The sequence below is a fragment of the Ureibacillus sp. FSL K6-2830 genome (assembly GCF_038004145.1).
GTDB classification, from domain to species: Bacteria; Bacillota; Bacilli; order Bacillales_A; family Planococcaceae; genus Ureibacillus; species Ureibacillus thermosphaericus.
In genome coordinates, this window is record NZ_JBBOQR010000001.1 from 3,114,580 (window position 1) to 3,126,828 (window position 12,249).

Genomic DNA, 12,249 nt, shown 5'->3' on the forward strand with positions numbered 1-12,249 from the left:
ACTGTTTTCATCTTAAAAAATAAAAGATTGCCTAATAAATATACTTTCCAACACAATCGCTTTATTTATTTTACAAAGGATAACATATATAATAAATGAAGACATTTCTTTGATTCACGATTACACATATGATTTCCTTCTTCTGTACTATATTTTTTCGCGAATAATAGAAAAAAGCGAAAATGACCTTTTTCTTATAAGAGAAAAAGTGTAAAATGATTATCGCTAATAGTAAAACGTTTATTTTGAAAGGAATCTTGGTATGATTAATGTAATAGCAGTCATTTGTGCGTATTTAATCGGTTCGATTCCGTCTGGATTATGGATTGGAAAAATCTTTTATAAAACGGATATTCGAGAATATGGAAGCGGTAACTTAGGTGCTACAAATACATTCCGCGTATTAGGAAAAAAAGCTGGAATGGTTGTTACCATCATGGATATTTTAAAAGGTACAGTAGCAACGATACTACCAATGTTTCCGTTTTTCAGTGATACGATAGTACATCCTCTTATTTTAGGAGCAATAGCCGCGGTTGGACATATGTTCCCAATCTTTGCAGGTTTTCGTGGCGGAAAAGCTGTGGCAACATCAGGCGGTGTATTGTTAGGTTATTCATGGCCGTTTTTTATAATTTTAATCATCGGCTTCTTCATCAGTTTAAAACTGACGAAAATTGTTAGTTTATCGTCAATGGTTGTATCTGTCATAGCCGTGATTTATAGCATTATTTACTGGTTACTTACTGGTGATTACGCATTATTTATCTTAGTATTGATTTTAGCAACTTTTATATTTTATCGACATAAATCCAATATCAAACGCATCAAAGAAGGTACGGAACCGAAAGTTAAGTGGTTATAATGTTTTTCGAAAGGATTTGGCGTAAATGAAAATTATTATTTCGGATGAAGCGTTGGCTTGGTTCAAAGAAGAAATGGAAGTAGAATCAGGTGATTACATAAGGTTTTACGCTCGTTACGGTGGTTCTTCCCCTTTCCATGAAGCTTTTTCTTTAGGAATGAACCGTGAAAAGCCTCATAATATCGGGGTTGAAACGGTTGTAGATGGCATCCATTTTTATGTTGAAAAAGATGATGAATGGTTTTTCAATAATCATGACTTATATGTTTCTATTGATTCAAAAACGGATGAATTAATTTACGACTATAAAAAATAAAAAAAGGAAGTGGATCAAAAAATCCACTTTCTTTTTTACTTTAAAATTTTTTTATATCGATAACTTCTTTTTCGTATCCAAGTGCTATTACCATTTCGTTATATGCATTTAACACTTCATTATATAAAAGGTTTACCTGTTCTTCATTTACTTCTCCATCCATCTCATAGCGTGCAACATCAAATTGGCTACTAAATTCATTTAATTTCACTTTAAGAGTTTCTACTTGTTGCGATTGTCTCGCTTCCTCGCTTGCATATGTATAAACATTAAATGAATGCTGGTTAGCAGTAAATTTTTCAATTAATTCGGTACGTTTTTTTCCTTTGACTGAAGCAATTTTTTTTAATTGTTTCATTAGATCCATTACATTACGGCTTTGATTTACGAGCGTTTCAACCATATTCATATGCAATGACCCTCCCCAACATACTTAACTATTATCCACTTCATTATTTTATCAAAATTAAATGTAAATAGGATAAAATCTAGTTCAAAAAAAGCAATCATATTCAAATAAAAAAGAAACTGACATAAGGCCAGTTTCTCACTATTTTATACTTCTCCTCTTTTACGAGCAGCAGCTTCATCTTTAATTTCTTCACGGAAACCTTCAATTGCTTTACGGCGACGCTCATTCTTTTCTCTAATTTTTTCTCTTTCTTCAGGACCTGCAAATTCCATACTTGCTTCTGCTTCATGAATATTTTTAATTGTATTTTTCACCATTGTTTGTAATCGTTCTACGTTGTTTGAACGATTGTCTGGATTCGGTTTTCGATTTGCCATTGAATGCTCCTCCTCCTTCAAAAAATTCAGTATTAGTGTGAGTCGAATAATATGAAATATGCATCTGGGATTGCTTAAGAATTTGGTTCCGATTCCATTAATTCATTTTTCAATAATTCCTCATATTCTTTTGAAGTTCTGATTTCAACCGTAATCGCCCCAGGTCTGTAATAACCTTGAATGAGAAAAGGGATTCCAGTTGTATTTTGGAATTGGAAGTCTAAGCCTCCAAATGAAACCGTAGCATCTCTTCCTTTTGGAACGTATCCAACATCCATGGAATGATGATGTCTTTCGATGATTTTAATTGGAAGCTGATCAACAGCATTAAATAATGTGGAAGAAGTTTGACATATGCCTCCACCAATCCCCATTACCAATTTTCCATTCACGATTTCAGGTGCTATTTGATAACCGTAAGCAATTTCTCTAGGTCCAACGACTGCATTAAAGGAAAAAGTATCTTCGCTGCCAACAATGATGTTATGAATAGCTGCAGCTGAAATCTCGATGTTTTTACTTCTCCCTGCTTTATTTGGATTAAAGAATGTAGTAAAGGAAGCGAGTACAACTTCTTTTAAATGAGGAACATCAGTAAGTCGATAGTTGCTATCGGTAATCTTTAATGGGATTTCAATCTTTCCACCAGTAAATGAGCGGCTTAATATTTCTTCTAACAACTGTGTAGTATTGACTTCAATTCTTGGGGAACCTTTAATAATTTCACCATCTTCATCAATTCGATCAAGGGACATTTCTTTGTAGTAATATGGTTCAATTTCATGAATCCATCGTTCCACTTCACTTTTGAAGATATTTAAGTCTAATTCGATGTCATAATCATACGGATGAAAGGAATGGACTATCTCCTTTGATTCGGGATCAATTATCTCGATGTTGATGGATTGATTATTAGAAAAAAGAAAATCAATCGTGGAAGCATTCACAAAAGGCTGGTTCAGAAACAGTAATAAACTGAAAAATACAAATAACTTCTTCATCAACTATCAACACAACCTAATCAATATTTTTATAATTATGTTTCCCTATTTGTACACGAAAAATGAGCAGTCTGAAAAATCATTTTGGATGGTTAATTGTCATGTACGGATTAATTTTGCAGCGAAGGAAACTTGCTTTGATTGTCGGAGGAGGGGAGATTTATATAAGTTAATTGTTATGAAGAAGTAAGGGTGTCAAAAATTTCTCTAGAAACCCTAAGTAAATAAACTAGAAAAAAATTATTTAAAATTTAAATTTTTGCGCTGTTTCGTTTAAGGTTTCTGCCATTTTTGCTAATTCATTTGCTGCCGAAACAATTTCTTGCATTGTACCATGTTGCTGTTCTGATGCAGAAGCAATTTCTTGAATGCTGCTTGATGTTTGCATTGAGCTATTTAATACTTCATTAATGTGATGTAGTATGCTGAATCGTTTTCGCTTCATTTAATACAATTTTTTCCGGCGTTTCTAAAATTAATCCAAAGCCAACTGATTCAATAGGAGCATGTGCAAATATGTATTGTTCACCATTTATACGAAGAGAAGAAATGCCCGAACTATTCAAGCTCTATTTTAGAATATTGACTGTTTCTTGTTCAAGATTAGACTCATCAATATGTTTGCCAATTATTTCTTCATTATTAGCAACTTGGATATATCCTAAATTGTCAATTAAAACTAAATTAGAAGAAACATCTTCATCATTTTTTAATAGTGTGTCGACCAATATTTCAAAATTTGCAGAGCCACACATAATTCCTATTACATTACCGTTGTCATCTTTAATGGGTGTCGCCCCTACGATGATTCGATTACCGGTAGCTTTAGATATTAATACTTCAGAATATGTACTTTCTCCTTTTAAAGCAATTGGATAATAACTACGATCGGAATAATCAGATCCAATACTTTCAGGTTTTGAATGAGCTATAACGGTTCCATCCGTATTAAGCACAAACATCGTTTCAAATATTTTTGATCGCGCTTCAAGAGTTTGTAAATATGGAATCATACTTTCAGAATCCATCGATTTCATAACATCACTTTCTGCTGCAACTTGCATTTCTCCCATCTGTGCGGAAAACCATTGATTGACAAATTCCGCTTTACTTAACAAAAGATTGTGCATTGCTTCTTCTTCTTTTTTGACAGTAATTTTACTATTCATGTTTTGAATAACAAATGAAACTAGAATTAATGGAAAGCACTGAAACCAGTAAAAACCAACCGATAAACTTCTTTTTAATGCTATACTTTGCATGTAAACTTTTAATTTCCCCCAAATGAACCCTCTCCCAATAAATGTAATTTTTAGATTTTTCAATTTATTATATAACTAAAACGATTAGAAATAAATAACTTAATAGTAATTTAATGGTTGTAATTTATGTTCATTTTTTCTATTATTCTAACATAATTTTCTAAAAAAAGGAGAAAATTCCGCACTGAGCAGATTTTTCTCCTTAAAAACAACACAAACGTATTTGAATATGATTTTAATAATGTTGTTCATAAATTGTTTTGTAAACCAAATTAACAATCGATTTTATAAATAAAAGTTAATACAACATTTCGAATAAACGGCTGTCCGCAATATTCGTATCGATTGGGCATACTTTTGAATCTCTACCATACTGCCATATCCATACATTTCCTTTACATGATACTTTTGTTGGATCGAATTTCGGTGCTAATTGTGCTTTCGTTACGCCAGGTGCTGGTTCTGCACTCCATAATATAGCTTGATTGGCAACGAGTTCATCATCGCTGACAGCTTGACAATAAGCATTTGCAAAGTTTCCTTCCGTCGGATCATGATAAAAGCCCGGTTTAAAATCAGTGTTATACAAGTAATTGACATAACCACGAATCCAATTGCTGTCTACTTCAAAAAACCGTTCAACATTTGCAAATATCGGAGTTCCCTTTCGAATACCGAGCCGTTTTGCATGATAAGACGCAAACATTGCAACCATTCTTCCTTCGTTCTCTCCAACTGCTCTTTTAAAATCGTTATATATTGGGAGTATCTTTGTTCCGCTATTGTGGAGCAGTTCAATTTCTTCGCGATCTAAACCGTCAGAAGCTCCTTCTACACGTGTTAAATATCTCCCCCAAAACTCAGGTTTCCCATAATTATTTAAAACACAATTGTAAAGGTCTGTCGTCACTTTTTGTGATGAATCAACACCCCAATGATAAGTAACCACTTCCGTACCTCTTTTCTATTAGTGTTTCCACTATTTATATATATTGAAATGTAGCAACAATTGTTCATAGAAATGAAAAATGAGGGCCGCATTTGACCCTCACTGAATCATATCTTTGTAAAAATAATTCCTATCAAAGCTGTGATTATTCCGACGATTTGATACAATTTTAATTTTTCATGAAATACGACAAAACTTCCACAAACTACGACTAAGCAGCTTAATGATACAATGGAAAATACTATACTTGCAATTCCCGTTTGTAAAGCAAAGAAATAACAACTATATCCAATTACACTAATTATTCCTACCACAAAACCAATTTTTGCTTCCGGTGTCTGCCATTTCTCTTTTTGAATGAAGCTGTTAATCATTAAATAGACGGTACCTCCGCCGTACATGCAAATTAACATGCTGAGTGGCTGAATGTGCAAATATGTAGATGCTTTCATCAAGATACCGAGAACACCAAGTGAGAGAATGGCAAAGCTAATTCTCATCATCCAAGGTAAATATTCTATATGCATATGATTGGAAGGAGTGTATTGAATCAAAACGGCTGAACAAATCATGATGATAATGCCAATCCATTGCAGGAGCGTAATATGTTCATGAAAAATTAATGCTGCGCTTAAAATAGGAATGATTGCATTCATACTAATTAATGAACTGGTGATGCTTGCTGGTCCTTTTTCAAAGGCTTTAGACATTTGAATGTTGCCGTTTGTATTTAATACTCCGATTATCGCTCCAAGTACAACCGAAGCAAAGTTCAGATTATGTAATCCAACAATTAAACCATAAATCAATGTTAAAATAAAAGCAATCAAATAAAAATAAAGTTGAATATGTATTTTTGAGTACCCTTTAGTAGTACTCCATTTAAAAATCATATTATTTGCACCAAAACAAAACATGGTAGATAATGCTGCCCCGACCCACATAAGTAAGCACCTCTTGCAAAATGTAATTCATTCTATTTTAGGTTCTATACATTGAAAATTTCAATGATTTTTCAATCAATAATTTTCTTTATTTTCACCATATTTTCTACCTTATGTTATTTGCTATAATGATAACTCAAATAGAATGGACCCACCTCAAACCAATGGAGAAGGGTCCAGTACATAAAACAATATTAATAACTCAACTTTCGCACACAGAAATATTTAAGCATTGCTTGATATAATTAGGTATAGTGGCCAACCATTTATTCATTTGATTTTTAAAGATGTCCATGTTCAAAGAAACCTCGGCTTCCGCCAAAGTTTGGAAAAGGTCAATAAGTGATTGAAGGGCAGTAATAAAATCTATGTCTTTTACATCTTCGCAAAGGATGTAAAAAAGGTTGCCAATCGTCTTAGGATCCTCCTCTTTTCGCATTTGCCAAGCAATGAGAATATATCGTGTAAAAACAATGGTTGTATGGCTAATTAACATGTCGTAGGAACGTCCCTGGAATTCTTTCTCTAAATTTAAAAGGGATTTATTGCATTTGAAGAAGACTTCAATGTCCCAACGCATGCCGTAAATACGAATGATCTCTTCATTTTCTAATGTTGTATCTGTGCTGAGAATGGCAAGCCATTCGCTCCGTTTATTACGGTTTCGTACAAATAGAATTTTTACTGGAATTCCATTGTCTAAAGTAGCATAAACGGATCCGAGAATGTCTTTTTTACCCATGTGAGGTTTTGCCAATTTGTAAAGTTGATTCAGTGTGAAACGTTCACCATTGTAAACGTATCGCTGCTTTAATTGCTTCACCATGCCAATGACAAATAACCCTTTGTTCGTAATCTTCTCAATTAAAGGCGCTTGTGTAAACCAGGAATCCATGAGAACATAGTCAGCTATAATCCCTTTTTCAAGCGCATGATCAAGTAAAGCTGAAGCCACGTCCGGTTTTGATTTCAGAGCTTCCTGGCGACGCTTATAGCCAGATGTTCGTTTATCAATATTGGTATTGATTTCTTGCAGGCGATTTTCCTTTTTCGGTGAACTTAGAAGAGCAAAATCAACGGGAATAAAAGTAAAACTATCGGTCCAGCCAAGGGTAAGCATTTGAAACCCTTTCAAGTACTGATGGGTAGAGTGATCAAAAACCTTAGCCAACAGTTCAACCGACTTACTACGGTTTCGTGAAAAGACAGAATCATCAATCACAAAAGCTGTGACACGATCTTTTGAAGTTAATGGTTGAAGCAGACGGATCATTTCACTGCTTAATGAAAGCAGAAACTTTCTCCAATGATAGGTTGGTGTATTTAAAAAGCGATAGACTGTATCCTTTCCGGGCAGATCCTGAGATCGTTTACTCATAAAAGCACGAAACCAGTTCTTATATTGGAAGACTAAAAGAAAAATCAGTTTGAAAACAGTAAGACAAGAATACCCGGAAAGTTTCGTAATATTCGCTTTTCTTAAATGATATCCAATATTTAATTCGGAAAATCCTTGTTTAATTTCTTTTGGTAATTGCGCAAAGTAGTCTTTATTCGTTATCATAGTGGTGACACCTTTCTTTTGGATTTGGTTTCGTCACCAATATTTTACCAAAAGAATAGGTGTCTTTCTTTATGTTTTAAAAAATGTCAAATGATAATTTTGTACTTCCCAAAACCATTTACATCAAGCATTTAAACAAGATTTTGGACTGCGAAAGCTGAGTTAATAATTTTTTTCTAATCGCTCTTGTAAATTGATTAAAACTTCCTTGGCTTTTCCTTCTAATATACAATCAAAGTAGGTTGAATGATGTGCAATTTCTTTATTGATGTACACTTTTTTTCCTTTGGTCATCTTAGGAAGTTGGTTTACCGGATATACTTCCAAACTTGTTCCAATAACGATGACTAAATCTGCACTTTGAATATTTAATAATGCATTGTGCCATGCTTTTTCAGGAAGCATTTCACCAAATAACACAACATTTGGTCTTAAGTTTCCTTGACAATGAGCACAATGTTCCTTGGCTAAAAAAGCTTCTTTTGAAGCGCTTCTTCCACACGAATGGCAACGAAATGTATAGATGGATCCGTGCAACTCTTCTACTTGGGTGTTGCCTGCTTTTGAATGGAATCCGTCGACATTTTGAGTAGCAATGTGTTGAAGGATTCCTCTTTTCTCCCAATCCGCAAGAATATAATGTCCTTCATGGGGAGAACATTTGTCCAGTAAATTAATTCTCATAGAATAAAATTCATGAAACAACGGATAATTGGATTCTAAAGCATCAACTGTTGCAACTTGCTGCGGGTCAGTTTTTGTCCACCAACCAGATGCAGAACGAAAATCGGGCACCCCACTTTCTGTTGACATACCCGCACCAGTCAATACAATTGTTTTTTTCGATGAACGAATCCATTCAACAACTGTTTGTATTTGGCTCACATCCCCCACTCCTCTCTCCTATCCTTATCAATATTTATCTCATAAATTTTCCAAGAAGAAAATAAAAAAGTGTGATGGAAATAGTGAATCCATTAAAATGCTTTATCGTACAGTTTATATATCTCCTCGTGCGGATAGATAAAACGCTTGTTCGTATGAATATGTCGCTTGTGCAGATAAATATATCCCTTGTGCGGATGAAGATATTGCTCGTGCAGATAACTAAATCGCTCGTGCGAAAAAGCAGAACACTTGTGCGGATAAATGAATAATCGTGCGGATGAATATATCACTTGTGCAGATAACTGAATCGCTCATACGGATGAATACATCACTTGAACCACAAACTTGTGCAGATGCATACAAGTTCGCGCTGATGAAGCCTACTCTTGTTCAGTTAATAATTAAAAGTCTGTGCCAACATTACTTAACAGGCACAGACTTTTGTTCATCATCGTAGTAAAAATTCCGCAGTTATTTCATATCCCCGCATGTAATCTGGTGAACCCGGAAAACTTTGCATAAAACCATGAACGTTTCCATCAAATCGAACAAGTTTTACATCAACACCAGTATTTTTTAATGTCTCTGCAAAATATTCTCCTTCATCACATAAAGGATCGTATTCCGCAACAAAAATTAAAGTGGGTGGCATTTGAGCTAAATACTTATTATTTGTGTGAAGGGGGGCATAATAGGAAATAGATGTATCTTCAAGATTGGAGATATTCAACGAATGCAATGTTAAATCAATTCCGTACTTTCCATTAAAAAGCATTCTTGAAATATGAGGACTGTTCTTTATATGTTGGTCTAATTGGATAATTGGATAATGTAACACTTGCTTTTTAAATTGGAAATTTTGCTGAATAGTGAAATCAAGAACAATACTGATGGCAAAATGTGCGCCCAAACTTGGACCACCTATTGCAATATGATCCGAATGGCCTCCTAATTCTTCAGCGTGTTCTATAATCCATTTTGTTACGTTATAACAACATTGAAGCATTGATGCTTCATCCGAATTCGTATCATAATCGACTGCAATCACTTTGTAGCCGGTTAAAGAACAAATCATTCGACAACTAACATCATGGCTTTCAACACCACCCGGAATAAATTCTCCTCCGGGGAAAAAAATGAAAATAGGATGTTTTTCCGCTTCATTTGGTGTATAAATGCGAATGGGAATCTCAGAATTCCCTACTTGAACAAACCGATCTTCCACTTGAAATACTTTTGGACGTTTTTCTAAAGGTGGATTTTTTACTTTAATCCCCGTTTTCCTTGCTTCCGGATGTTGTTGAAAGTACTGTTCGATATATAAATGAATCGGCATCACTTCACTCCTTTCATTGACATAATTGTGATGGACTCCATACAAATCGATACACTGTACAATTAGAATGTCCAAATGAATAAAAGGATATGACAAATGAAAAAAACTAAGTATAGCCACTAAATCAAGTTTCTAAACTTAGCATGAAAAAATTGTGCTGCTTAACAAACTCACTATTTCAATTTATCTCTATAGTTAAGGCAATCATCCTCTTCGACCAAAATTTTCGGAATAAATCCACTTCAAATCGTTGATACTACTGGATTTTCACCCATTTTTTCATTAAAATCATGCGCTCTCAGACGCATCGAAATCTAATTGAATGAATAACTCCCTTCAAAATGAGCTGTAAATCGTTTATACAGCACTTATTTAATAGCGAAAATAATTCCTATATTTTACTTTTAACTGCATATAATGTATATTATATGCAGTTAGATTTTTTTCATGGAAAAAGTATTTTTATTGAATCGGTACATTCGCACGTTTTAAAAAAATCGCATTCGCCTTAAACGAATACGATTTCGTGTTAATTACTCTTCCCTATTCCATTTTTTAGATGAAAGGAGGTTTTAAGATGAATACACAGGAAGCAAAAAATCAATTGGACTATTATGAAGATGAAGTAGATATTTTTTATACGTATATGGAGGATTTAGGTTATTCGCCTCACACGATAAAATGCTATCTGTCTGATGTACAATCTTTTCTATTGTTTCTGACTGAAAAAGAAGATCAATGTGTTCCACTCGATGAGGTTGGATCGAAGCATATTCAAGCGTATTTGAGGAAAACACAAAAAGGCAAAGCTAAAACAACTCGCAACCGAAGATTAATGTCTTTACGAACATTTTTTAAATCTCTTGTGAAAGCGGAAGAATTAACCGTAAACCCAGCAGCAGAAGTTGATTTAGCGAAAACAGAAAAGAATTCACTTCCTACCTATTTAAATGATGATGAGCTTCGACTGCTTTTTAAATGTATTAAGCATGATCAATACTATATACGCAATAAATGCATTTTAATGCTTATGAGTCTAGCTGGATTACGTGTCATAGAAATACATAATCTGAATACAACAGATCTTATTCGAGATGAAGATGAGCCAGGGATTAAAGTATTAGGAAAAGGAAATAAATCCCGATATATTCCCTTACCTACTCCTTTGTTTAATTTACTTTTAGAGTACGAACGAATGTATAGACCTTTACCAAAACCCGAACATCAAAATGCTTTTTTTGTTTCGAAACGCGGAGAAAGAATTTCAAGAAGAAGAATACAAATGATTGCAGAAGATACTTTTGCTTCGTTAAAAAGTTTGCCTGATTTCACTTACTTACAAAACAAAAAGTTATCATCTCATAAATTGCGGCATACTTTCGGGACTAGACTTGTGCGCGGCGGAGTTGATCTTGTTACAGTACAAGAATTAATGGGACATACAAACTTGAGTACAACCCAAATTTATACGCACGTGAATAATAAACAAAAGCAAGAAGCGATGAGAAATCAAAACGTTGGGAAATTTTTTGAATGAGGTGTCTAGAAAGGCGAATACTTCCAGACACCCTTCATTTTTTACCGCAAGAGCAATGATTTCACAAAATTTAATACTATGAATAATAAATAAATTTTATTGCATCCATTCGTAATCTTCTCTCACATTCTTCGCAGCGGAAAATTTTACTCTTATTTTCCTTAAATAATAGATATTTTAAAGACCCCTCATCTAAATTAAATTTTTTTGCAGCTAGAACAAATTACCATCATCGTTTTCCTTCTTAGTGAAATGTTTTTAGTTATGACTCCAAATAACATTGCTGAACATCTAACTATGGACTTCGCATTAACTTACCACAAGAAGTTTTTAAAAAAGATATGCATAACAACAATAATATGCTTTCAATTTTTAATGATCTAGGAGATTCTGAACTTCTATGAGAGGAGTAATATGATAAACAGTATAATATTCAAAAATACCTTAATAGTTCCTTTTTAAGTTATGTAACCGTTTTCATCTTTAGGTTTAATGGTACATTCTATTAGTTGATTTTGATGGCATTTTCAATGTTTGTTGTTCCAATTTTTTACTCATATTTTAATTATAGAACAGTCATACAAAAAATGAAGCTAAAGAGAATTCATGAAAATTTTCTGAATGGTTATCAATATCCTAACTGCTCATTTATTGATTCCTTATCAATAAATTCCATTTCTATTTAATTTGTTTACACAAAAACATATATAAGACAAAATGTATCGAATGAATATTCTAAGTACACACCCATTAGTCATTTGCCTCATATTCTAGATAAAATATAAATTGAGGGAAGTG

Annotated in this window: 13 protein-coding genes; 3 read left to right on the forward strand and 10 right to left on the reverse strand. The window is 33.6% G+C overall.

Features of this window, described 5'->3' with window-relative positions:
• The first annotated feature begins 262 nt into the window (after positions 1-262).
• Both plsY and NSU17_RS15440 read left to right on the forward strand, forming a co-directional pair.
• On the forward strand, positions 263-865 hold the full coding sequence (plsY, locus tag NSU17_RS15435) for a glycerol-3-phosphate 1-O-acyltransferase PlsY (protein WP_340705445.1): 603 nt from the start codon (positions 263-265) through the stop codon (positions 863-865).
• 25 nt (positions 866-890) lie between these two features.
• Entirely contained in the window at positions 891-1,181 is a 291-nt protein-coding gene (locus NSU17_RS15440) for a HesB/YadR/YfhF family protein (protein WP_016838097.1), read from the forward strand.
• Between the two features lie 40 nt (positions 1,182-1,221).
• Here the strand turns inward: NSU17_RS15440 and NSU17_RS15445 are convergent, their stop codons facing one another.
• The 10 genes from NSU17_RS15445 to NSU17_RS15490 all read right to left on the reverse strand — a co-directional run bounded on the left by NSU17_RS15445 (position 1,222) and on the right by NSU17_RS15490 (position 9,914).
• Entirely contained in the window at positions 1,222-1,590 is a 369-nt protein-coding gene (locus NSU17_RS15445) for a hypothetical protein (RefSeq protein WP_340436482.1), read from the reverse strand.
• 146 nt (positions 1,591-1,736) lie between these two features.
• The gene (gene tlp / locus NSU17_RS15450) at positions 1,737-1,970 is read right to left on the reverse strand and encodes a small acid-soluble spore protein Tlp (protein ID WP_016838095.1); all 234 of its coding nucleotides are present in this window, start codon (positions 1,968-1,970) and stop codon (positions 1,737-1,739) included.
• Positions 1,971-2,044: 74 nt separating this feature from the next.
• Entirely contained in the window at positions 2,045-2,971 is a 927-nt protein-coding gene (locus NSU17_RS15455) for a VanW family protein (protein ID WP_340705527.1), read from the reverse strand.
• Between the two features lie 244 nt (positions 2,972-3,215).
• Positions 3,216-3,416, reverse strand: a complete 201-nt coding sequence (locus tag NSU17_RS15460; protein ID WP_340705446.1) for a hypothetical protein — start codon at positions 3,414-3,416, stop codon at positions 3,216-3,218.
• Positions 3,417-3,540: 124 nt separating this feature from the next.
• Positions 3,541-4,233, reverse strand: coding sequence for a PDC sensor domain-containing protein (locus NSU17_RS15465; RefSeq protein WP_340705447.1), 693 nt, complete (start codon positions 4,231-4,233; stop codon positions 3,541-3,543).
• A gap of 298 nt (positions 4,234-4,531) precedes the next feature.
• Positions 4,532-5,182 (reverse strand): glycoside hydrolase domain-containing protein, encoded by a 651-nt coding sequence (locus NSU17_RS15470; RefSeq protein WP_016838092.1) that lies wholly within the window; start codon positions 5,180-5,182, stop codon positions 4,532-4,534.
• Between the two features lie 107 nt (positions 5,183-5,289).
• Complete coding sequence (locus tag NSU17_RS15475; protein WP_340705448.1) at positions 5,290-6,126, reverse strand: DMT family transporter; 837 nt, start codon at positions 6,124-6,126, stop codon at positions 5,290-5,292.
• 202 nt (positions 6,127-6,328) lie between these two features.
• Positions 6,329-7,690, reverse strand: coding sequence for an IS4 family transposase (locus NSU17_RS15480; RefSeq protein ID WP_328101957.1), 1,362 nt, complete (start codon positions 7,688-7,690; stop codon positions 6,329-6,331).
• 162 nt (positions 7,691-7,852) lie between these two features.
• A complete protein-coding gene (locus NSU17_RS15485; protein WP_340705449.1) occupies positions 7,853-8,575 on the reverse strand; it encodes an SIR2 family NAD-dependent protein deacylase in 723 nt (240 codons plus the stop codon).
• A gap of 451 nt (positions 8,576-9,026) precedes the next feature.
• Positions 9,027-9,914, reverse strand: coding sequence for an alpha/beta hydrolase (locus NSU17_RS15490; RefSeq protein ID WP_340705450.1), 888 nt, complete (start codon positions 9,912-9,914; stop codon positions 9,027-9,029).
• A gap of 577 nt (positions 9,915-10,491) precedes the next feature.
• Between NSU17_RS15490 and NSU17_RS15495 the strand changes: the two genes are divergently transcribed.
• Positions 10,492-11,451, forward strand: coding sequence for a tyrosine-type recombinase/integrase (locus tag NSU17_RS15495; protein ID WP_340705451.1), 960 nt, complete (start codon positions 10,492-10,494; stop codon positions 11,449-11,451).
• Positions 11,452-12,249 lie beyond the last annotated feature (798 nt).

Bases quoted from the DNA above. Each gene is read 5' to 3' on its own strand.
- plsY (WP_340705445.1), top strand. From the start codon at position 263: ATGATTAATGTAATAGCAGTCATTTGTGCGTATTTAATCGGTTCGATT.
- NSU17_RS15440 (WP_016838097.1), top strand. From the start codon at position 891: ATGAAAATTATTATTTCGGATGAAGCGTTGGCTTGGTTCAAAGAAGAA.
- NSU17_RS15445 (WP_340436482.1), bottom strand. From the start codon at position 1,590: ATGAATATGGTTGAAACGCTCGTAAATCAAAGCCGTAATGTAATGGAT.
- tlp (WP_016838095.1), bottom strand. From the start codon at position 1,970: ATGGCAAATCGAAAACCGAATCCAGACAATCGTTCAAACAACGTAGAA.
- NSU17_RS15455 (WP_340705527.1), bottom strand. From the start codon at position 2,971: ATGAAGAAGTTATTTGTATTTTTCAGTTTATTACTGTTTCTGAACCAG.
- NSU17_RS15460 (WP_340705446.1), bottom strand. From the start codon at position 3,416: ATGAAGCGAAAACGATTCAGCATACTACATCACATTAATGAAGTATTA.
- NSU17_RS15465 (WP_340705447.1), bottom strand. From the start codon at position 4,233: ATGCAAAGTATAGCATTAAAAAGAAGTTTATCGGTTGGTTTTTACTGG.
- NSU17_RS15475 (WP_340705448.1), bottom strand. From the start codon at position 6,126: ATGTGGGTCGGGGCAGCATTATCTACCATGTTTTGTTTTGGTGCAAAT.
- NSU17_RS15480 (WP_328101957.1), bottom strand. From the start codon at position 7,690: ATGATAACGAATAAAGACTACTTTGCGCAATTACCAAAAGAAATTAAA.
- NSU17_RS15490 (WP_340705450.1), bottom strand. From the start codon at position 9,914: ATGCCGATTCATTTATATATCGAACAGTACTTTCAACAACATCCGGAA.
- NSU17_RS15495 (WP_340705451.1), top strand. From the start codon at position 10,492: ATGAATACACAGGAAGCAAAAAATCAATTGGACTATTATGAAGATGAA.